This window comes from Bradyrhizobium sp. (assembly GCF_030697065.1).
Lineage (GTDB): Bacteria > Pseudomonadota > Alphaproteobacteria > Rhizobiales > Xanthobacteraceae > Bradyrhizobium.
In genome coordinates, this window is sequence record NZ_JAUYQU010000260.1 from 1 (window position 1) to 21,206 (window position 21,206).

Sequence of the window (21,206 nt, forward strand, 5' to 3'; positions counted from 1 at the left end):
TCGTCGATTAAAAACGCACTCGTTTCGCCCGATTCACAGGCCCTTCTTTACAGCTTGATCCGGCTGCAGCAACCAAAGTTGGCCGTCGAGATCGGAACTTATATGGCTTCGACGACCGAAGCGATGGCTTGCGCAATTTCCGAAAATGGTTGCGGCCTGCTGCACACGGTCGATCCATTCTCGGTCAGAGGGTACCTGAGGATTGCCCGCTGGCCCCGCGCGCTGCGCAAGGTGACCAAATTCCACCTGCGCAACTCAATGAGCTACTTCGCGAAAATGAAGCGTCGCGCGCTTAGGGCGGACATTGTTTTCGTCGATGGCAACCACGATCATGAATTCGCGCTGTTCGACATCCCGTCCGCGGCGCAGATGATGAACCCGAACGGCTTTATCGTGATCGATAACATTGCTCAACCTGGACCATTCTTGGCCACGCGGCAATTCATGGAGCGACATGGCTCCCGTGGCTGGCGCGAGTGCGGCAGCTCCCTTTCTCAATTCAGGGAACCATTCGACAGGGACAGAACCACCATCCACAATACCGACTTTTGCATATTGAGGGCGCCGGCCTACATCGCGATCGGCAGCGAGCCAGTGAGTTTCGGCATCCTGGAATGGACAATCGAAAAAAAGTTGCTGCTGCGGTTGCAGGGTGGGAGAGCGGGCCGGCTTCATGTGCAGTTCATCGCTCGTTTTTATGAAAATCCGCCACGTGAGATCATCCGCTCAGTAACGGTTGAGTTTGACGATCGCAAAGACGTCGTCGTCGACATTCCCGACCTCGCGACCTCAGATCTAGTCGTCCGAAGAACCTTGGAAATGTGGTTCAGATGGGAAGGCGACAGGGAACTTTGCCTTCACGATCTGCCATCAATTCACTAGCACAAGCTTTTAGCGCACTCTCACAATGTAATCAGTCGATCGTCAGCAGTACGAGCTGCCTGCGCGGTGGCGCTCGTCGTGCACTCGCGGCCTCTGCAGTACAGGAAGAAGAATCCGCCGCACCTGCGGCATCTCGCTGGGGTGATAAGGTTATGCATCGGACGATCCGGCTCCGTAATGCGTTGCAGGACGAGCTTTCGAGCTTGAGCGGATTATGCCTCCGCTCGAAGGCGCATTGGGGATATGACGCGGCCTTCCTGGCGGCTTGTCGGACTGAATTGACTATTCATCCCCACGAGCTTCAGACCACCAGCCTTCAGGTGGCCGAACGCGATACTGCGGTGGTTGGCCTCGTTCAGGTCAGGGTCGCAGGTGCGGACGCAGACCTTCTCAAGCTGTTTGTCGAACCTGCCTTGCTGGGCGCGGGAATTGGTCGCCTGCTGTTCGAATGGGCAGCGGCGAGGGCGCATGACCTCGGTGCCACCCGGATGACGATCGAGGCCGATCCCGGCGCGGTCCCGTTTTACGTACGAATGGGCGCGCATCATGCGGGGTCCGTTCCTTCCCAATCGATCCCGGGGCGGATGCTGCCGCGCATGCGGATGGAATTGGATCGGCGGCGAAGCTCAGGAGTAGCGGCTTCGCAGTAGCCACTCCCTGGGCCGACGGACGTGCAGTCCGCCGCTCATATCCGCTGCGCGGTCCAGGTGCCCGAGCACATTGCGCCCCGCCACGTACCGGATCCCGATGTGGCGGTGAGGCGGCCGGAGCCCACGGCCCGCTTCATGCCGCTGCTCAGCGTGACGCTGATCGTGCCGGCGTCCGCGACGCGGCCGGATGCGGTGACCATGGCGTTGTTCGATGCCACCTGACCATTGTTGATGTCGATCGAGACACTGGTTCCGCTCGGGCAGGCGGAGTTGGTGGAGGCGATCTGGACGTTCCAGGCACCATCAAACGTCGCCGCGGCGGCGGGCGTGGCGAACGACATGCCTGCCAGAAGCAGGATGCGGCTGGCGATGAGTATTTTGCGAAGCGGTTTCATGGCGCGTCTCCCCTTGATGACGCTGGCATGGTCACAGATCCGCTCGCCAAAGACTGTGATGGTGATCACGTCGACAGCAGGTGCATGTTTTGACGTCCATGCATGCGAGCGCGGCGTCATGCTGACGCCGCGTGGCTGCCGCTGCAAATCGAAATGGGTGGTTTAGTTCAGCCGGCTCCAGGTCTGGCCGCCGCAGAACATGCCGCCAAACGCACAGCCCTGGACCCTCAGCCGGTCGGAGCCTTTCAGCGCAATGGTCGAATCATAGGTGCTGCCGCTGTTCGGATCCAGAATCCGCCCGCTCCACTTCGAGTCCTTGCCGGGTTTCATGTTGATCAGGACCTGCTCGCCGTTCTGGTTCGACTTGGCATCGACGGAATATCCGCAGAGGTTGGGACCGCATTGTTCGATGCGAACCTTGCCTTCCTTCTCTTCGGTCAACCACACGCCGAGCGGCGAGTTTGCCGCGGCGGCGGGGATGACTGCCTGCGGCTTGGCAGCCGGGGCGTGCACGGGCGCCGCCGCGGGAGCCGTCGCAACGACAGGTGCCGGGGCCGGCGGGGCAGCCGTAGCAGGCGGCGGATCCGGCTGGACCTGCGGCGCGGGCGCCCTGCTCGGGGGCAGGGTTGCGGCCGCGGTGGGGGCCACCGCTGCAGCGGCGGGTGCCGCCGTCACGGGGGCCGGCGCAACAGCTGCCGGAGCCGTCGAGGGCTCGATTGCCGTGGTTGTTGGGGCCTGCGGGGGCTGTACGGGAGCGGCAACCGGCGCCTGCGGATCGCTCTTGGCCTGCTGCGGCGCCTGTTTGCGCGGCTTTTCGCCGTCCTGTTCGTCGCGCGAGCGTTTCGCTCTCTTGCCGGTGTTGTCGTAGACGCCCGGGATCGAGACCGTTCCGCGGTCGGGATCAATGGTGATGGTGCGGCCGCCATAGTCGAAGGTGTACTGGGCCTGCGCGGCGGTACTCGCCAGCAACAACGCGGCGATCGCAAAAATCGTTCTCATCAAGACCTCCTCAGCAGGTGAAACCTCAGTATTCACCGTACGTTGCGACAGCCTCTTACAACGTGACCTGGATCACTTTCATGGCAATGAGTCGTGGGTTAACAGGTTTGGTTCAATAGGTAGTTGAGCCGCCAGTTTAGGCGACGGTGACGGACGGGGTCAATTTCGGTGGCGGCGTCGAACCGGGAGCCTCGGAATCACATTTCGCCGGCGTCCTTGCGGACCAAATTCGCCGCCGCGGCGCGTCCGGACATTTCGCTCCTGATCTGCTCGAACCGCTCTCGCGCCTCGCTCGCGCGATCGTCCACGAGCCTGATCGCTTCATCCGGTGCGAACGGGCCGCTGACCATCGGCGTCGAATTCTCGCCGATGGTTTCGTCCACATAATATTCGTCGTTTGCTTCGCGGCGAACCGTCCATCGGAAGCGGATCGCGGCCATCGGGCCGGGTCCGATTCTCGAATAACCCTCGGCCTCGATCGGCTCAGGCACAACAGGCGCGATAGGCGCAACGGGATGCTCCTCAACCGTTGATTTCTCCGGCTCGCGGTGGGTTTCCGGATGATCGAGAATGCTGGCAATGGCCGCCAGCGCATGATCGGTCGGGTCGCTTTGATTCAAGAGCTGAAGCCTCCGGGCTGCATGACGGCGAGCATTAGGAACTCCGCCGCCGGTGCCGGGTTCCTTCCTCGCTCTCGAATAAGGCTGAGTTTTGTCAGTTTACGCGCAAACTGGTGGCAATTTGCCCTTCCAGGGACGGGTTTGCTCCAACTGAGCCGCCAGGCGAAACAACGTCGCCTCGTCACCGAAGCGCGCGGAAAACATCATGCCGAGCGGCAATCCGGCCGCGTTCCAGGCCAGCGGCACCGACATCGCGGGCTGGCCGGACATGTTGAACATGGCCGTCGCCGGCATGTAGCGCCGCAGGATCGGGGCGATATGCGACAGATCCTCCGACATCGTATCGAGTTCGCCGATCCGCAGCGGCGGCGCACAGAGCGTCGGGCACAACAGCACATCGCAGCTCTCGAAGAAGGTGGCGAGGGCGCGCGAGATCTGGAACGCGCCGAGTTGGGCTGCGACATAGTCGGTTGCGCTGGCCTTTTGCGCATTACGGGCACTGGCCAGGGTCAACACCTCGAAATCTTCTGCCGTCATCGTGCGGCCGAAGCGCTGCTCGGCCTGCCGCACGGTCAGCGCGGTGTTGGCGGCCACGATGGTCGACATCACCGCCGCCGGATCGGCGGCCAGGGCGGGCGCGCGCTCCTCGACATGATGGCCGAGGCTTGCGAGCAGCGCCGCGATGTCGCGGGTCGCCGCAGCGATTTCCGGATCGATGGGATCGCCATAGGGCGACCTGTCGGTGAAGGCAATGCGCAAGCGCCCGGGATCGCGGCCGACCTCCTCGAGGAAAGGCCGCTCCGGCTGCGGCGCGACATAGGGGCTCGACGGCTCAGGTCCGTGGACCGCGTCCAGCATGGCCGCACTGTCGCGCACGCTGATACTGACGACATGGCCGCAGGAAAATCCGCCCCAGCCTTCGCCGCGATCGGGGCCGAGCGGGTTGCGCGCGCGGGTTGGCTTCAATCCGAACACGCCGGAGGCGGAGGCGGGAATACGGATCGAGCCCCCGCCGTCGCTGGCATGCGCGACGGGCAGGATGCGGGCCGCGACCGCCGCCGCCGCGCCGCCGGATGAACCGCCCGATGAATGCGCGAGATTCCACGGATTTCGGGTCGGCCCGAACAGACGCGACTCGGTCGTCGGCATCAACCCGAATTCCGGACTGGAGGTCTTGCCGAAGATCGCGAGGCCGGCATCGATGTAGCGCTGGGCGAGGGTGCCGCTATGATCGGCGATGTTGTCCCTGTAGACGCTGGCGCCGAATGTCGTCCGCGTGCCCGCCAGATTTTCCAGATCCTTCAGCAGAAACGGCACGCCGGTGAACGGACCATCGGCGAGACCGTTGTCGATTTGCTTCTTCGCAGCGTCGTAATGTTTGACGACCACGGCGTTGATATCGGGGTCGACCCTGGCGGTGCGGGCGATGGCTTCGTCGAGCAATTCGCCGGCGCTGACCTGCTTTTTCCGGACGAGATCGGCAAGGCCAATCCCGTCATAGCTGCCGTATTCCTTGAGTGCCATGCTGATATCCGATGGGAAGTAGCGAGGCGTTTCGGGCCGGCTCCGGTCGCACCCGGCTCAGCCGAGCACGTCCTGGTTGATGACATTCTGGCGCAGCGGCTGGCCGTCAAGGGCGCTCAGGATGTTGCGCGCGGTCTGCTCGCTCATCCGGTCCACCGCTTCCCGCGTCACGCCCGCCACGTGCGGCGCCATGATGACATTGGGAAGCGCGAAAAGCGAATGCCCCGACGGCGGCGGCTCCTGCTCGAACACGTCGAGACCCGCGCCGGCCAGCCTGCCGGATGACAGCGCGTCATACAGCGCCGGCTCGTCGATGATGCCGCCGCGCGCGGTGTTGATCAGATAGGCGGTCGGCTTCATGCGCTGCAGCCGCGCCGCGTTGAACATTCCGACCGTCTCGGGATTCTTCGGGCAGTGGATGCTGACAAAATCGGCGCGCGGCAGCGCCGCATCGAGATCGGTGACCGGCTCGCAGCCGGCGGCGGTGATTTCGGCGGCGGGCTTGTAGGGGTCGAAGATCAGGACGTTCATTTCCATGGCGAGGCAGCGCTTGGCGGTGCGTGTGCCGATGCGGCCGAAGCCCACGATCAGCACGGTCTTGCCGTAGAGGTCGTAGGGCAGCATGCCGAGCCGGCTGGCCCATTTGCCGTCCTTGACGATCGAATGCATTTCGACCGCGCGCTTGGCCAGCATCAGCATCATGAACAGCGCCTGTTCGGCCACCGAGGGCGAATTCGCGGTGCCCGCGACCATCAGCGGGACCTTGCGGCGGCTTAGGGCAGGCACGTCGACGGCGTCGAAGCCGACGCCGATCCGGGTCACGACCTTCATGTCCAGCGAGGCTTCCAGCTCCGGTTCGCCGAACCGGGTGGCGCCGAGCGCGACGCCATGGACCGGCGCGTGCTCCCTGAGCTTGGCCTCGAAATCCTCGGCCGAGATCATGTTCGGGAATTCGACGAGGTCGAGGTCATCCCGTTGCTGCAGCAACGTCCTTCCGGCCTGCGAGAACGATTCAGTGATGAAAATCTTCTTCTTGTTGGCCGTCATTCCCGCGCCCCTGGGTTCTTCTTGTTGTGCGGCCGTCAAATGACGGCGCCCGAGGCCTCATTTAGCAGGTGCATATTGTTGAGGTCCATCGCCAATCGCATCGGGGCGCCCGCGCGCGCGTCGGCATTGGGATTGACCCGTCCGCATATCTCGGCGCCCTCCATGATGAAATAGATCATCGTCTCCATGCCCATCGGCTCGATCACATCCAGCACCACGTCGAAGGGCTCCACGCCGGGCTCGGGATGCGGACTGGCTTCGGTAATATGTTCGGGCCGGATACCGAGCAGCAATTTGTCGGTTCGCGAAATAGTCTTGTAGCGTTCGGCGCGAGCCGGTGGCAGCGGGAAGATTATGCTGTCGGTCAGACGGATATGCATCTTGCCGCCGACGTCTTCCAGCTTGCAGGTCATGAAATTCATCGCCGGCGAGCCGATGAAGCCCGCGACGAAGCGAGTGGCCGGCTTGTGGTAGAGTTCGTTGGGCGTCCCGACCTGTTCGATGCGGCCATTGTTCATGACCACGACCCTGTCGGCCAGCGTCATCGCCTCGATCTGGTCGTGGGTAACATAGACGGTGGTGGTGCGGACCTTCTGGTGCACCTTCTTGATCTCGATGCGCATCTGCACCCGCAGCTTGGCGTCGAGGTTGGACAGCGGCTCGTCGAACAGGAACACCTTGGGATTGCGCACGATGGCGCGGCCCATGGCGACGCGCTGGCGCTGACCGCCCGACAGCTGCTTCGGCTTGCGGTCGACCAGTTCGACGATATCCAGCATGCGGGCGGCTTCGTCGACCCGGGTCTTGATTTCGGCTTTCGGATAGCGCTTCAGCCGCAGCCCGAATGACATGTTCTCCGCTACCGTCATGTGGGGATAGAGCGCGTAGTTCTGGAACACCATCGCGATGTCGCGATCCTTCGGCGGCACGTCGTTGACGACGTCGCCCCCGATCATGATATCGCCGTCGGTGATGTCCTCGAGGCCTGCGATCATCCGCAACGTGGTCGACTTGCCACAGCCTGACGGTCCCACCAGCACGACGAATTCATGATCGGCGATGTCGAGATCGATGCCGCGCACCGCCTCCACCTCGTCGTAACGCTTGACAACCTTGCGCAACGTGACGTCAGCCATTGAGTTCAACCCTTTGTCGCACCGGCGGTCAGGCCGGCAATGTAATAGTCCATCAGGAAGGCGTAGATGATCAGCGGCGGGGCGGCGCCGAGCAGGGCCCCGGTCATGATCTGTCCCCAGGCGAACACGTCACCCTTGATCAGGGTGGTGATGATGCCGACCGGCAGCACAAGCTGATCGGTCGATGTGGTGAACACCAGCGGATAGAGGAATTGCGCCCATGACACCGTGAAGGCGAAGATGGTCGCGGCGATCAGCCCGGGCAGGGCGACCGGAATGAAGATGCGTGTCAGTGTCTGGAACCAGGATGCGCCGTCGATGATGGCGGCCTCGTCCAGTTCCTTGGGTATGGAGGCGAAATAGCCGATCATGATCCAGGTGCAGAACGGCACGGTCAGCGTCGGATAGACGATCAACAGCACGTACCATTTGTTGATCAGCTGGATCCCGGTCATGTCGCCGAACACCACGAACATCTTGAACAGCGGCAGGAACAGCAGCGTCTCCGGGATCAGATAGGTGAGAAACACCCCGGTCGCGAGCGTTGCCGAGCCCCAGAACCGCATCCGGGCCAGGGCGAACGCCGCCGGCACGCTGATCAGCATGGTAATGGTCACGACGAAGATCGAGACCAGCGCCGAGTTGCGGAAGAAGGTCAGGAACTGGTTCGACGTCAGCAGTTCGACGTAGTTCGACAGCGTCGGATGGTAGACCCACCACGGATTGGTCGCCGCGGAGATCTCGGCACTGGTCTTCAGCGACGTAATCAGCATGTAGAGCGGCGGTATCAGCGCGAAGATCGCGAACAGAGTGAGGAAGAAGTACGACCACCTCAGCGCCCAGGTGCGGTCGCGGCTCATGCTGCGCAGCTTGACGGTGCGGGTCGGTGCGGACTTGTCGATCACGGCGGTGCTGGTCATCACGCTTCATTCCCACGTTTGTTGATATCGCGCAGGATGAAGACCGCCGCGATTGCGAGGATCGGGATCATAAACAGCGAGACGCTGGCGCCGAGCGGGATGTCGCCGCCCTCGATACCGATGCGGAATGCCCATGTCGCGAAGATATGGGTGCGGTCGAGCGGACCGCCGGCCGTCAGGATGCGAACGATGTCGAAATTGGCGAAGGTGACGATCAGGGAAAACAGCGTGGTGATCGCGATGATGTTGCGCATCATCGGCAGCGTGACGTACCAGATGCGCTGCCACCAATTGGCGCCGTCGATGGCCGCGGCTTCGTAGAGCTGATCGGGCACCGATTTCAGCGAAGCCAGGTACATGATCATGAAGAACGGGGCGCCGACCCAGATATTCACCAGGATGACCGAGAAGCGGGCCCATCCGGTCTCGCCGGTCCACGGAATCCGGTCGACGCCGACGCCGGCCAGCAGATAGTTGAAGGCGCTGTATGACGGGTCAAACAGCCACAACCACGCCAGCGTGCTCATGGCCGGCGGAATCACCCACGGCACCAGCAGCATTCCGCGCCATTTGCGCTGGCCCTTGGCCGGAATGTTGTGGACGAAGTGCGCGACGACAAACCCGATCAGCGCCTTGAAGATCACGGCCGTGATCGCGAAAATGCAGGATTGCTGAACGACCAGCCAGAACGTTTCGCGGGTGAAGAGGAACTGGAAATTTCCGAGCCCGACGAAGCGCTGCATCGACTTGTTCAGCGTCGCCAGATGCAGCGAGTAAAACGCGGGATAGATGACCAGAAGCGAGATCAGCAGGATCAACGGCAGCGTCATCAGAAACGCAGCAGTGGATTTTCGCTTCAGCGCGGTTCGCAGACCGCCGCGCTTGCGCACCTTCGGCACAGGGGCGGCGCTGTTTCGTTCAACCGCGACATCAGCCATGATGCATCTTCCTCACGAAGCTTGATTGCAGACAGGTGAGATTTCCGCGTCGGGAAGCCGGCGCACGCCGGCTCCCGATCGTATCGGCAGGCGGACAGCGCCGCCGCGGCCCGGGTCGGCCGTGGCGGCCACTCTCCTCAGCTTCGCATGAAGCCTTCGAGTTCGCCTTGTGCCCAGGACAGCGTCGCATCCATGGATTCACCCCGGAAGTAGCGCACGCACATCTTGGTCAGCGTCGCCTGGGTATAGATCTGCTGGGCAATCTTCGGCGGCGCTCCCGCGGCGGAGATCGACAGCTTCTGGTGGTTGTGCGGATTCGGATAGTGGTAGAGCGTCCCCTTCGGGGGGCTTTCCTCCGCCCAGGTCTTCAGCGTCGTGAGTTTCTCGAACGCCGGCAGGTCGTAGCCGCCGCTCGCCGCCACCAGCTTCTCGACCGCTGCCGGTTGGGACAGATGCATCAACAGGCTCTTGGCCGCCGGCTTGTTCTTGCCGAAATTCCAGGCAGTCCAGAAATACGGCAGGTATGGCGCAAAGCGGCCCTTCGGTCCCACCGGGAAGCCGTGGGTCCAGCACTGCTCGGCGATCTTCGGCGCATCGCGCTTGGCGACAGCCCATGCACTCGGCGGGTTCATGATCAGGGCGCCCTTGCCCGAGACCAGCCACCTGTTGTTGGAGCCATCGTCCCAGGCCGGAGCGTCCGACGGCAGAAATGCCATCAGCTTCTTGTAGTACTCGAGGACCTGACGCACGTTGTCATTCTTGACGACGACGTCGCCCTTGGCATTGACGACCTCTGCGCCGAAGGCAAGGAAGAACGCGCCGACGGTGTCGACGGAGTCGCTGGTTTCGCCGAGACCGATGCCGAAGGGGACGCCGCCCTTGTGGCAGGCCTCGGCGGCTTTCAGGAAGTTGTCCGTGGTCCAGGCATCCGCCTTCGGCGCTTGGCCGGCAGGATACATGGCCTGGACGTCGATGTTGGCGTGCTGCTTCATCAGATCGATGCGGGAGCAGGGGCCCTTGATCTGGCTGCCGACGCAGGCCGGCACGGCCAGCCACTTGTCGCCGGCTTTGCCGAGATACGCCACGGTGCCGTTGACTTCGCCGTTCTGCTTGATGAGCGCCTCGACGACATCGTTCATGGGCTCGAGCAACTCGGCCTGAGCGTGGGGCCACCATGTCGGCATCGCGAGAATGTCGTGGCCGGATTTGGCCTGGGCTTCGGCGGCGATGGTCAGTAGGTTCTTGTTGCCCTGGCTCGGGATGTAATCGATCGTAACCTCGACCTTCTCCTTGGCGGCCCACTCATTGACGAGGTCGGTCGAGGCCTTGTTGGCTCCGGGAACCCAATGATCCCAGAAACCGATATTGAGCTTGCCGGCCGCATTGGCCGATCGAATGTAAGGCGCGGATATCAGTGCCGCCGAAGACATGGCGGTAGCAGCGACGAATTGTCGACGAGAAAGTTTCTTCTTTGACATTGGCGTTCTCTCCCTGGTGAGCCAAATCTTGAAGCGGTGTGGTCTCGTTTTTTGTTTTTTTCCTTCGCCGCGCCGGGCAGGCCGAGATGGCATTGCATGACGCCGCAGAGACTTCGTTATTGACGATCAGAGCAGAATTGCCGGCGCATGTCGAGAAATCTGGTGTCGCGCCGCGCAGAACCAACGTTGGGCACGAATCGGCGGCGGTGGAATGTCGATGATCCTGCGATGATTGCGGAATTGGATGCGTGGCCGGCCAGCGTGGTGTGAAGATGTATATTGCGCCGCACACATTGCGCGGCGCGCTGGCATCGAAGGGGTCGGGATTGGTGCCTCGGGTTCCATTGCGACCGACTTAACTTGTTCCTGCGTCGGCGAATTCTGGTGGCGATCGCCGCGCTGCGGCGTAGACGAGGTCGATGCTAGAACGATAATGTCCGACTCAACGCCAAGCGCTGCCGGATCCCGCGCCAGCCTGTCGAAATGGAGCCCGACGAATGATCGACCCGAAACCTGCAGCGCGTGCGCGGTTGAAACTGCACCTTGTGCTAGGAACGGTTGTGGCGATGCTGCTCTGCGCTCCTCCGAAGGCGACGGCACAGGTGATTGAAGGCGTTCAGAAAGGCGCCCGCGAAGGCAACAAGGCCGCCGGACCTGTCGGCGGCGTGCTGGGAGGCGCGATCGGCGGTGTGGTCGGCGTCTTTACCGGCGTCCTCGGCACCGGGAAGAATGCATCGCAGCCGCCGCCCGGCGACAAGCAGGGATCGGCGAAATCCGAGAAGGGCAAGGCAAAGAAGGGTACCAAGCAGAGCCCCGTGCTGACCCAGGACGGCGCGCCGCAATTGACGGCCGAACAGATTGTCGCCAACAGCGATGCAAATATCGAACGGATCAAGACCGAACTGAAGCTGACGCCCGAGCAGGAGAAGCACTGGGCCGGATTCAACAGCGCGATGCATTATCTCGGCCACAACGGCGCCGATCGCCTCAACCTGCGCATTGCACGCGCCAAGCGCGACCCGCCCGACGACATTATCGAGCAGATGCGCAACGAAGCCCAGTTTCTCAACGACCGCGCCGTTGACCAGCGCAACGTCGCCGATGCGGCCGAGCCGCTGTTCGCAAGCCTCGACTCCAGGCAAAAGGCGAAATTCATCGAGGAGATGGTGCGGCTGAGCCGCGAGCGCGGGCTGGATTAACGCGGATCGCGGCTGGACCCGCAACGAATAGCCGGGCACGCGTGCCTCTGGGGTAGGGGTCTAAGGCGCGGCACCCGGCTATCCTGCCGCAGCGGCGCGGCTATTGAATTCGTCACGCAATATTGGGGAAACGCCGACCGATTCGCGCCCAAGAGATGGCTGACTCGGGGCGTTGTCGGGAACATGCCGCAAAAATGCGATCGGCCGGCGTCCTGGCTGGCGTACGCCCGCCGGAGACGCAGGCCGATCGCGTGCCTTGCGCCAATTTGTTTAAGGTTTGGCGTTAACGTTCCCCGGATGCCAGCCAGGGCCGCCGTCGATGGAAGAAAAACGAAAGCAACCGCGTATCGAAGTCGACGAACCGGCATACGTTTCGTCCGGCGGGTCGGTCATGCGCTGCACGGTTCGCAATATTTCGACCGAGGGCGCCGCCATCGATATCGAGAATCCGGCCTTCGTACCTGCACGCTTTCGTCTGGTAATGGACAACGGCGCCTCGGTCCGCGAGTGTCAGGTGGCCTGGATCCAGCGCAACCGGATCGGCCTGACCTTCCTCGAGGCCGCGCCGACATAGCGCGCCGCCGGATCGGCGCAGGGCGGACCGCCAGTCACTCCTTCAGCAGCGGCATGATTCGTTCTTCCAGTTCCTCGAACGACATGGCGCCCTTGAACCTTTCGCCATTGACGAAGAACGTCGGCGTCGAATCCACCTTGACCACCTCATGGGCAAATCTCTGATCGGCCGCGATCTTGTCGAGAAGGGTCTGGTCCTTCCCGCAGGTCTCGACGGCCTGTTCGCTCATCCCGCCCTGTTTGCCGATCAGCCGCAGGGTCATGTTGGTCTGCGCCATCAGCATCTGCTGTTGCTGAAACAAAAGCTGGATTGTTCCGAAAAACTTCTCGGCATCGCCATTGGCGACGCAGCGCGCCAGCATCGACGCCGCCGCGGCCTTGATGTCGAGCGGAAATTCCCGGAACACGAAACGCACCTTGCCGGTATCGATATATTTCGCGCGCAGCATCGGAAACACGTTTTCGCCGAACGCCGCGCAATGCGGACAGCTCATTGACGAATATTCGGTGATGGTCACCGGTGCATTGGCCGGGCCGAGCGCCATGTCCGGCAACGATACCGGCTGGGCCACCAGCGCGGCGATGGCGACCTGCGCCTTCGCGCCGCCAATCGTATGCAGCGCCATCAACCCGAACAGAGCGGCGAACCCGGCCCTTGTCAGCGCAAGGCGAAAGGTCCGGCGCAACGTGACCAACCGACAGTTCCCGTTCAATTCAGGTCCTTGAGGTGCCGAGAATGCTGGCAACGGTCTTCGCCGTGATCGCAAGCCGCTCGGAGGTGCTGTGGGCTTTCAGCCGTTCCCTGGCGCGCTCTTCGATCAACAGGTCGATGAACTTTAGCCGGGTGGGCTCGTCGACTGCTTCGGCCAGCAGGGTCCGATAGCGGTGGTAGTCGAATCCGTCGTCCTGCTTACTCATCTCACGCCCCCTGCGCACTTTACCGATCGCATTCTTATCAGGCCCGCAGGCAGCGCGACAGCCTGATTGTTGGCATGCCTCCCGCGCAGCGTATCGCAGCCTTTGCGACGGTATGATGGGAGGGCGATCCGGCTATTTTGACTGCTGCGTCTTTGGCCTGGCGGCTTCCTGGGCGCGCGCGGCTGTCCAGGCATCGTATTCGGGTGTGCCGCGCCGCGGCGGAACTCCGGGAGGCATGCCGCCCAGCCACTGCGGCATGTCCGCCAGCCGCTCGCCCGCGTTTTTTCCGGCGCAGGACGGCAGCAGAAGGCCTGCCAGACAGAGGAAAATGCAGGTGAACAGTGGCGGGAATCGATTCATGCGGCGGTGATGGCACGGCATTGTGGCGGTCAGGACGCGCAATCAAGGCTGCGACGGGTCGAAAATCCGGTGTTACCCGTACCGGCCGCCGCTACAGGTTCGCGAATTGCGGGTGATCGGGTCGGGTTTGGCCAACTGCGGAGAAGCCCGGCACTATTGCTCGAATTTTGAATTCGCCTTTGGCTGGCGGGCAGAGGTATCTTCACAACCCATGAAGAACGAAGTCGTTTTTGTTGCGTTCAGAAAGTTGGGGCTCAGCGGGCGCGGCAAGGTTACGCCGGGTTTCTTCATGCCGATATTCGAAGAGGTTCTTTCAACCTACGGCGTTGCGTGTCGCCATTATTGGGCTGATGAATTTGCTGCCGAGCATCGCAATCATCCTGATGCAGTAGTCGTTCTCATTTACAATGAAGTCCAGTTCACTCTTGACGCCGCTTTAAGGCAGGAGGTTGAAGAGGTCGAGCGACTCGCAACGAACGGCAACCGCCTGATCATTCATGAAACCGCCGTCGGCCGGGTGGTGGCCGACAAGGTGCTCACCAACCAGAAATTGCAAAATGCGGGCGTTTCGGTTCCGAGGCTGGTAAGCTCGGCCCGCGCTCCGTTTACCGTTTTTTCGAACGTGAATATCGGTACGGCCGAGCCGGTGCAGTTACTGAAAGCCGGCGCCGAGCTCGATCCGAGCCGCTACAATACGGAATTTGTAGACACGCGGCGGCTATTCAAGAACCGGCCGTATTACGTCTACCTTCGGGCCATGTGCGTCGGGCCGGTATGCGTCTCTATCACAGTGCGTGCACGACCCACCGATGAGAATGATCCTTCGGTCCATGGGTCGGATATGCCGCTGGATGCCGAACTTGTTAACCATTTGCATTCCAGAATCGTCGCCCCGCAAGAGCCCGCAATAAACGATATCTGCAAGCGTATCGGAATGCTGTTCGGAACCGGCTTCTTTTCGCATGACATTCTGCCCACGAATGATGCGGCGACAACGCTGTTCGTATGCGAAACCGGTTTCAAGTTCGACGAGGACGGCTTTCGCGTACGATTCGAGCCGCTGAAAGAGCAGATCCCATCGCATGATTTCGTTGGCGCAATGCACCGGGCGTCACACGCCTTCCTTGCACAAGTGAGGGAGAGCGGGTTCTTATTGCCGGGCGGATGCCGGGCGGGGAATTAAAACCGGCAGCAAGCGGGACCGAAACATTTGTTAACCCTCTGCGACTACCGTTTGAGCAATCGCGGATTTCGTAACTCATACCGCGAGAGCTAACGAAACCCGCCGTACTCAACCGGCGGGTTTCTTCGTGAGAAAGGCTGCCGATGTCGCTATCCTCCGCAAAGAACTTTGCGCTTCGCGCCGCGCGCTCGCAGGACGAGAAGGAAGCGATCGAACTGCTATCGAAGGCAATCCTGGAACTGGCGGCCTCGATCGAGGCCACCGATACAAAGGTGAAGCAGATCAACAAATCCAGGGGGTGACGGACGGCCCCGTGACCGAGCTTCATCGCTTCCGGGGCGCGCGATGGCGCCCGGCGCCGGCCGCCTCACCAGTGGTTTTCGTCTTGGAGAACTCGCACTTCGGGCACTTGAAGATGTGCCTCTCCGCGCCATCCGCGGCCGGCTCTCGGCTCGCCAGCGCCATCCGTGTTCGGCACATGGCGCAGCGAGGCGGTTTGATCGTCTCAGCGGGCAGGGTGGTGGGCTTGTCGGAGGACGGCATGACTTTCCATGTGAATCGCTGCGGGGGGCAAGGCGATCACCAATCGGACATCTGGCGGGCTGCGCCCGACGACGATCGGCACCGTGTCTAATCTATACCACTCGAATGCCGCACTCTGGGCAGCTACCTATCAGGATTGGCTCGGCCAGCAGTTTGATCCGGCGGTCGATACGCAGGCACGGCCCCAATCGGAATACCAAGGCAGGCGCACGCGCTTTAGGCGGCAGATGTCTTTTCCTAGCCCTGGAAGCCGCCGGCTTGAAGATAGGCGGCTTCCTCCGGGGTTGTGATCCGGCCGAGGACGGGATTTCGATGCGGGAAACGACCGAAGCGACGGATGATGTCGTGATGCCCCTCGGCATGCGCCAGCCACGGCTCACCCAGTTCGGCATTGAGCCGCACCGAGAGGTCCTGATCGCGCATGTCTTCGGAATGCGAGAAGGGCAGACAGAAGAACAGCCGTAAGGCCGGTTCGACTTGCGCCATATGCCCCGTCGCCAGCGCCTGACGGGCATAGGCGCGTGCCAGCGGATCGGTGGCGTACATATGGCCGGTGCCCCGGAAGGCGTTGCGGGGGAACTGATCCGTCAGGATCAGGAGCGCCAGCGCGCCTTCGGGCGATGCCATCCAGCCGTCGTGCCTGCGTGCCGCGACCTCCATATGCAGTTCGAGGAAGCGTTCGCGGAAGACCTGATCAAAGTCCGCATCGTTGTCAAACCATTGTCCGCGCTCGCCCGCTTCCTTCCAGAAGATCACAACGGCCGCGCTCGCCGCATCCAGCTTCCACGATTGCGATCTGCGCTGCACGCTCATGACTTTGCATCCCGCTTCGTCGGACCATCCGTTCGCCCCGCATTGCCGTGGATCAGGTCCCGACCGGCATAGATGCCCTCGACGGTCTCGATGGCGAAGCGCTCGCCGTCGCGACGCCGGATGTCCTTGATCACCCGAAGGCGCTCCTCCTCGTTCACATCCATTATTTCAAGCGCTTTCTCGCCAAGCACGAGGGCGGACTCGAAGGTCTCCCGGATCTGCCATTCAACGCCCGCGTGGATCAGTTCGATGGCATGTTCGCGGTCGAGGGAGCGGGCAAGCACGGGCACCAGCGGAAATTCGTCTTCGATCAGTTCCGCGATCTTGAGGCTGGCCTCGCGGTCGCTGACGGCGATGACGATCAGACGGGCGTCGTGGGCGCCGGCGGCGTGCAGGATGTCGAGGCGCGCGCCGTCGCCATAATGGACCTTGAAACCGAAATCGCGGGCGTTGCGTATGGCGTCCGTATCGGTATCGATGATGGATATCGAACAGCTGTTGGCCAGCAGGGGCTGGCTGACGATCTGGCCGAAGCGGCCGAACCCGATCAGAAGCACGCTGGCGGACAGGTTTTGCGCGGTCTCCACGCTGTCCATCGACGGCGCACGCTTCGGCATCAACCGGTCGTGAAGGATGATCATGAGGGGGGTCAGCGCCATGGAGACGATGATGGTCGCGGTCAGGATGGCGTTGGCCTCGCCATCGATGATGGCGGCGGAGGTTGCCGCAGCATAGAGCACGAAGGCGAACTCGCCGCCTTGCGCCATCAGCACCGCGCGTTCGACCGCCTCGCGATGATCGGCCCGGAACAACCGGGCGACCACATAAATCCCGATCGTCTTCAGCACCATATAGGCGGCCACGGCGAGCACAATCAGACGCCAGTTGGCGGCGATCACGGCAAGGTCGAGCGACATGCCGACGCCCAGGAAGAACAGGCCAAGCAGGATGCCACGGAACGGCTCGACATCCGCTTCGAGCTGGTGACGGAACGAGGATTCCGACAAGAGCACGCCCGCCAGGAACGCCCCCATGGCCATCGACAGACCGCCAAGCTGCATCGCGAGAGCCGAGCCGAGCACGACAAACAGCGCTGCCGCCGTCATGACTTCGCGCGCCCTGGCCTTGCCGAGAAGCCCGAACAAGGGATCGAGCAGGTAACGACCGGCCAGCACCAGTCCGGCGATCGACGCCAGACCGATCGCCGCGGCGGTCAGTCGGTCGGCGAGCGAGGCATCCTCGCCGCCGGGCGCGAGAAAGGCGACCAGCGCCAGCAACGGCACGATGGCGAGATCCTCGAGCAGCAGGACAGCGACAATCCGCCGCCCTTTGGCCAGCCCCATGGCCCGACGCTCTTCCAGCATCTGCATGACGATGGCGGTGGAGGTCAGCACGAAGCCAGTGCCGGCAACGAAGCTCTGGGCAACGGGATAGCCAAGGGCAAGACCGACACAGGTCAGCAGGCCGATGCATAATCCGACCTGCGCGAGGCCGAGACCAAAAATCTCGCCGCGCATCGACCAGAGCCGCGAGGGCTTCATTTCCAATCCGATGACGAACAGGAACATGACGACGCCGAGTTCCGCGACATGCAGGATCGACTGCGGGTCGGTGAACAGACCGATGCCGAACGGCCCGATGGCAAGGCCGGCGGCAAGATAGCCCAGCACCGAGCCGAGCCCCAGTCGCTTGAACAGCGGCACAGCGATGATGGCAGCGCCGAGAAGCACCACGACGGGCACGAGATTGAAGCCGCCATGAGAGGCGGCATCAGCGGCATGGGAAACGGTTTCCGGGCTCAAGGGTCAACCTCGCGTCAGCTTCAACGCCACCAAGGCGGCCAGCGCCGCGGGTACGATGAAGACGACGAGCAATATAGGCAGTTCCTGCGTGACGGTGTAGCCCGCCCGGGTGACCCACCCACATATTGACCAGCGCAATCAGCAGTCACACGGGGATGAATAACCTGGCACCCGAGGCGACGCCAGCGACATCGCCGTGAGGGGACCCAGGACCGCAGCGGCTGGCTGCCCTTGACTCAGCGCAAGACAATTCCCGGGCGCTGCGGATATAGGAATGCATCACTCTTGTATAATGAGGGGCGACCGCCATGAAGATTCGAGCCTATCGCTACCTGCTTGGCGTATTGGTCGCGGGGGCAAGCAGCATCGGCGCGATCTCGGCGGCCAACGCCCAGAGCTGCCAGGATCTATGGGTCGAGCGCAATTCCTATTACAAGCAAGCCGGTTACTGCTTCAAGACATCCAGAGCGATCTCCTATTTCGGTAACGGGGGCTGCATCTATGACATCGAGGCAAGCGTGCCGCTGCCGCGCAATATCTGCGCCCGCATTGCGGAGATCACCCGGATCGAGCGGCGCAGCGGCTGCAATTGAGAGTGTACGCCCACGCCGCCCGGATCCCGGGGCCGTCGCAAGTTCGTGGCTGATCTCATGATCAGAGCGTTTCTCATCGTCCTTGGCTGCGCCATCGGCGGCAACGCCATCGCCGCGCCGGGCTGGATCAAGCCGCAGCTTCCGGCGGCGCTTGGCTTTCTTGTCCTGCAGTGCGACGAGCGCGATTTCTGTTTCGCGATCGCCTGTCCTGACGGGAAGCTGCAACTCGTCAATATTTCGCCTGGCGGTGGTCCCATGGGTAATCCGGACTTTGGCGCGAGTGGTCGCGCCGCGAAACTGACGGTGGGCCAGGAAGTCTTCTCGCTGTCATTCAGCTGGGACGACAGCATCCTGGAACAGGTGGGCAATGCCGGAAGCCGCAGCGAATTGCCGGTCGCGGCGCTGATGGCGCTGGCCCGGAACAACGGCAGGATCGAGGGAACCAGCACCGGACCGGTCAAGGCCACCATCCCCAGCGGCGGGCTGAAGCAGCACTGGCCCGTGCTCGCCAGAACGTGCGGGCTTCCCGAACTGCCGCGCTGACCAGAGGTGCTCGCCGCCTTACTGTTCGAAATGCGCCGGATTTCCGACGACGCCGTTTTCACAGAACCGCTGGAATGACACCCATCGCGAGCCGAAGTCGGACAGATTGATGGCGTATCTTCGGCCCGCCAGCGTCAAATCCAGATCGCTGGCCGGCTTGATCGACCCCAGCAGCACTGCGCCGATTTCGGCATAGTGAATATCCGCATCCCAGTTCAGACTGCGTGAAAGCAGCGACTTGGTCTTGTAGAGATTGCGAAAGGTCAGTGGAACCGGGGCTGATCCGTTCGCCGTATTCGCCGCGCGCGGGGCGATCATGCCCGGTTCGGTATCGCGCAATTTGACCGACGGCTGAACCAGCAACACGTAATAGCTCGATTTCATGCAAACGAATTCGAGCAGGCCGATCCCGGCCTCGACCAGGCTGTCCTGCTGCATCGGCAACAGCGCGGGCAGGTCCTTGTACTCCTTGCTGGGCCTGTGGATCTGCCAGCCACCCGTCGTGACCTTCACCGCCGCTGCGTCGGGCGCTACATTGGAACCAGAGCCTGCGGGTTTCATCGTCTTGCAGGGGCCTGAGTCGGCCGGCGGCTTCTTGAGGATGAAGGCATCGCCCGGCAGCAAGTCGCCGCTGATCGTGACCTGATGTCCCTCGAACGGCCGGAGATCGATTTCCCGGCCGTCGAGATTCCTCGGACGGATTTCATAACCATCGGACGAGACGAAGCTTCCGTTGAAGACGCAGCCGACAATGGTTTTCGGCACCGGCTTTGACGCGGCGGCCGGGGCGATACCGACGAAGCCTGCTGCTGTCAGGAGGGCGATGAGGCCGATAGCGTGACGTTGAGCCGACATTGTGCTTCTCTGTTGAAACCAGGATCCTAAAACAATCTGTGACAAGCTCACGCGAGCCGAGCCAAACGCTTCACGTCAATGCGGCTCCGCACTGGCCGCAGAAACGGTCGGCAGCCGTCGCGGGATGACCGCATTGCTTGCAGAAGCGCGGCGCTGCGGTCGCCTTTTGCGCTTGCGGGGCGGGCTCCTTGAGCGCCAGCGCAAGGGCGTCGTGGACCAGCGCCCTCGCATCGGCGTCGCTGACGGAGCTGAGGCGCACGGCGGTCGGTGCTCCGGTTGCGCCAAGCGGTTCGATCACCCAGACGGCGGCAAAACTGCGCAGAAATACCAGCGAGACTGAATCGAATCCATCGGCCCGCCGGCGATCGACCGACAGCACCGCAGCGGCGAGCGGCAATTCGAGATGCGCGAAGGCGGTGACGAAGGCCGGTTGCGGCGACCATAGTCCGGTCTTCCCCCGAGCGATCAGCCCGCCGCGCGTCAAAACGTCGAGCCCTGCCAGCAGCCGCGCCTCCGTAACGTCGCCGGGGCCGAAAATCTGCGTCAGCATTCCCGATAGCCAGCGCGGATCGGACAGCGTCGCCCCGTCCAGCGCGCGCAAATAGATGCTGTCCTCGTTGATCGCGACCTGACGTGCCGGCGAGCGCGCCAGCAGGCTCTCCAGTTCCGCTTGCCGGTGCGCATCCGCCATTGCCGCCAGCGCCCACAAGGCGGCGATGTCGAGTTCGCTGCGGTGGTCGACAGGGGCAAGCGGTTGATCGAGGCCGAGGGTTTCGACAATCAGGGCTTCCGCCAGCGCGACATCGACTGGAAACGACACCGCGGCGCCGCCTCCGGCGTTCGGCGTCACCGCCGCCAGCTGTTTGCCTGCGCCTGCGACCGCATAGCAGTCGAGTCGTCGCCCACCGTCGCGGGTTACCGTGGTCACCGCGATCCGCGCGGAGGGATCGGCGAGTCCGGTGCGCACCGCTGCCGACAATTGTGCGGCGTTTGCCGCGCGTTCAAGCTGGAGCAGGTCCGGGGCGATCGTCTGAATCGTCATGCAAGTTCTCCTGGACGCGTTTGCGCGCGTACTATTGTGCCCATTTCAGCCCCTCGAACTGGCTGGAGAGTTTGTTGCTGAAGTCGCTGAGGTCGCTGAAGCCGAGCCGCTCGAGCTTGCCCTCCAGCGTGTGCAGCACCGCGGCGTCGGGATGGGTGGGCAGGTTGGACCACTTCACGAGGTCCATCGCCTG

General features: G+C 62.6%; 23 protein-coding genes. 8 read left to right on the plus strand and 15 right to left on the minus strand.

All coding sequences use genetic code 11. The features are described 5' to 3' along the window. Together Q8R73_RS20625 and Q8R73_RS20630 are read left to right on the plus strand one after the other, a co-directional pair. Positions 1–882: class I SAM-dependent methyltransferase (locus Q8R73_RS20625; RefSeq protein ID WP_305721395.1), on the plus strand; the 882-nt coding region annotated here is incomplete at its 5' end. Between the two features lie 152 nt (positions 883–1,034). Further along, positions 1,035–1,532 carry a GNAT family N-acetyltransferase gene (locus tag Q8R73_RS20630; protein ID WP_305721396.1) on the plus strand — a complete coding sequence of 166 codons (498 nt, stop codon included), beginning with the start codon at positions 1,035–1,037 and terminating at the stop codon, positions 1,530–1,532. Positions 1,533–1,567: 35 nt separating this feature from the next. Here the strand turns inward: Q8R73_RS20630 and Q8R73_RS20635 are convergent, their stop codons facing one another. The 9 genes from Q8R73_RS20635 to Q8R73_RS20675 all read right to left on the minus strand — a co-directional run bounded on the left by Q8R73_RS20635 (position 1,568) and on the right by Q8R73_RS20675 (position 10,589). Next, positions 1,568–2,047 carry a hypothetical protein gene (locus Q8R73_RS20635; RefSeq protein WP_305721397.1) on the minus strand — a complete coding sequence of 160 codons (480 nt, stop codon included), beginning with the start codon at positions 2,045–2,047 and terminating at the stop codon, positions 1,568–1,570. 42 nt (positions 2,048–2,089) lie between these two features. After that, complete coding sequence (locus tag Q8R73_RS20640; protein WP_305721398.1) at positions 2,090–2,926, minus strand: DUF2147 domain-containing protein; 837 nt, start codon at positions 2,924–2,926, stop codon at positions 2,090–2,092. 197 nt (positions 2,927–3,123) lie between these two features. Next, positions 3,124–3,546, minus strand: a complete 423-nt coding sequence (locus tag Q8R73_RS20645; RefSeq protein ID WP_305721399.1) for a hypothetical protein — start codon at positions 3,544–3,546, stop codon at positions 3,124–3,126. Between the two features lie 99 nt (positions 3,547–3,645). Next, positions 3,646–5,070, minus strand: a complete 1,425-nt coding sequence (locus Q8R73_RS20650) for an amidase (protein WP_305721400.1) — start codon at positions 5,068–5,070, stop codon at positions 3,646–3,648. A 57-nt stretch (positions 5,071–5,127) separates the two neighbouring features. After that, on the minus strand, positions 5,128–6,117 hold the full coding sequence (locus Q8R73_RS20655) for a hydroxyacid dehydrogenase (protein WP_305721401.1): 990 nt from the start codon (positions 6,115–6,117) through the stop codon (positions 5,128–5,130). Positions 6,118–6,152: 35 nt separating this feature from the next. Then, complete coding sequence (locus tag Q8R73_RS20660; RefSeq protein ID WP_305721402.1) at positions 6,153–7,253, minus strand: ABC transporter ATP-binding protein; 1,101 nt, start codon at positions 7,251–7,253, stop codon at positions 6,153–6,155. 5 nt (positions 7,254–7,258) lie between these two features. Further along, on the minus strand, positions 7,259–8,173 hold the full coding sequence (locus Q8R73_RS20665; RefSeq protein WP_305721403.1) for a carbohydrate ABC transporter permease: 915 nt from the start codon (positions 8,171–8,173) through the stop codon (positions 7,259–7,261). Then, positions 8,173–9,111 carry a carbohydrate ABC transporter permease gene (locus Q8R73_RS20670; protein ID WP_305721404.1) on the minus strand — a complete coding sequence of 313 codons (939 nt, stop codon included), beginning with the start codon at positions 9,109–9,111 and terminating at the stop codon, positions 8,173–8,175. Before Q8R73_RS20670 ends, Q8R73_RS20665 begins: the two co-directional genes overlap by 1 nt. Positions 9,112–9,248: 137 nt before the next feature. Continuing rightward, a complete protein-coding gene (locus tag Q8R73_RS20675) occupies positions 9,249–10,589 on the minus strand; it encodes an ABC transporter substrate-binding protein (protein WP_305721405.1) in 1,341 nt (446 codons plus the stop codon). Between the two features lie 497 nt (positions 10,590–11,086). Here Q8R73_RS20675 and Q8R73_RS20680 point away from each other — a divergent pair, with 497 nt between their 5' ends. Both Q8R73_RS20680 and Q8R73_RS20685 read left to right on the plus strand, forming a co-directional pair. Further along, a complete protein-coding gene (locus tag Q8R73_RS20680; RefSeq protein ID WP_305721406.1) occupies positions 11,087–11,788 on the plus strand; it encodes a Spy/CpxP family protein refolding chaperone in 702 nt (233 codons plus the stop codon). A gap of 319 nt (positions 11,789–12,107) precedes the next feature. After that, entirely contained in the window at positions 12,108–12,362 is a 255-nt protein-coding gene (locus Q8R73_RS20685) for a PilZ domain-containing protein (RefSeq protein ID WP_305721407.1), read from the plus strand. A gap of 34 nt (positions 12,363–12,396) precedes the next feature. On the opposite strand, the gene Q8R73_RS20690 is transcribed toward Q8R73_RS20685, so the two are convergent. After that, positions 12,397–13,056, minus strand: coding sequence for a DsbA family protein (locus Q8R73_RS20690; protein ID WP_371126145.1), 660 nt, complete (start codon positions 13,054–13,056; stop codon positions 12,397–12,399). Between the two features lie 19 nt (positions 13,057–13,075). After that, complete coding sequence (locus tag Q8R73_RS20695) at positions 13,076–13,279, minus strand: hypothetical protein (RefSeq protein ID WP_305721408.1); 204 nt, start codon at positions 13,277–13,279, stop codon at positions 13,076–13,078. Positions 13,280–13,850: 571 nt separating this feature from the next. Here Q8R73_RS20695 and Q8R73_RS20700 point away from each other — a divergent pair. Continuing rightward, complete coding sequence (locus tag Q8R73_RS20700) at positions 13,851–14,822, plus strand: hypothetical protein (protein WP_305721409.1); 972 nt, start codon at positions 13,851–13,853, stop codon at positions 14,820–14,822. Positions 14,823–14,965: 143 nt separating this feature from the next. Then, positions 14,966–15,124 (plus strand): hypothetical protein, encoded by a 159-nt coding sequence (locus Q8R73_RS20705; protein ID WP_305721410.1) that lies wholly within the window; start codon positions 14,966–14,968, stop codon positions 15,122–15,124. A 478-nt stretch (positions 15,125–15,602) separates the two neighbouring features. Here Q8R73_RS20705 and Q8R73_RS20710 read toward each other — a convergent pair whose 3' ends face one another. Further along, positions 15,603–16,178 carry a DUF924 family protein gene (locus tag Q8R73_RS20710; protein ID WP_305721411.1) on the minus strand — a complete coding sequence of 192 codons (576 nt, stop codon included), beginning with the start codon at positions 16,176–16,178 and terminating at the stop codon, positions 15,603–15,605. Beyond that, the gene (locus Q8R73_RS20715) at positions 16,175–17,980 is read right to left on the minus strand and encodes a monovalent cation:proton antiporter-2 (CPA2) family protein (protein WP_305721412.1); all 1,806 of its coding nucleotides are present in this window, start codon (positions 17,978–17,980) and stop codon (positions 16,175–16,177) included. The genes Q8R73_RS20710 and Q8R73_RS20715 overlap by 4 nt, the downstream gene beginning before the upstream one ends. Positions 17,981–18,288: 308 nt before the next feature. Between Q8R73_RS20715 and Q8R73_RS20720 the strand changes: the two genes are divergently transcribed. Together Q8R73_RS20720 and Q8R73_RS20725 are read left to right on the plus strand one after the other, a co-directional pair. After that, complete coding sequence (locus tag Q8R73_RS20720; protein WP_305721413.1) at positions 18,289–18,573, plus strand: YARHG domain-containing protein; 285 nt, start codon at positions 18,289–18,291, stop codon at positions 18,571–18,573. Between the two features lie 57 nt (positions 18,574–18,630). Further along, positions 18,631–19,116, plus strand: a complete 486-nt coding sequence (locus Q8R73_RS20725) for a hypothetical protein (protein WP_305721414.1) — start codon at positions 18,631–18,633, stop codon at positions 19,114–19,116. An 18-nt stretch (positions 19,117–19,134) separates the two neighbouring features. Here the strand turns inward: Q8R73_RS20725 and Q8R73_RS20730 are convergent, their stop codons facing one another. Both Q8R73_RS20730 and Q8R73_RS20735 read right to left on the minus strand, forming a co-directional pair. After that, complete coding sequence (locus Q8R73_RS20730; protein ID WP_305721415.1) at positions 19,135–19,971, minus strand: hypothetical protein; 837 nt, start codon at positions 19,969–19,971, stop codon at positions 19,135–19,137. Positions 19,972–20,041: 70 nt separating this feature from the next. Continuing rightward, positions 20,042–21,013: a zinc ribbon domain-containing protein gene (locus Q8R73_RS20735; RefSeq protein WP_305721416.1), complete on the minus strand. Its 972-nt coding sequence runs from the start codon at positions 21,011–21,013 to the stop codon at positions 20,042–20,044. Positions 21,014–21,206: the final 193 nt, after the last annotated feature.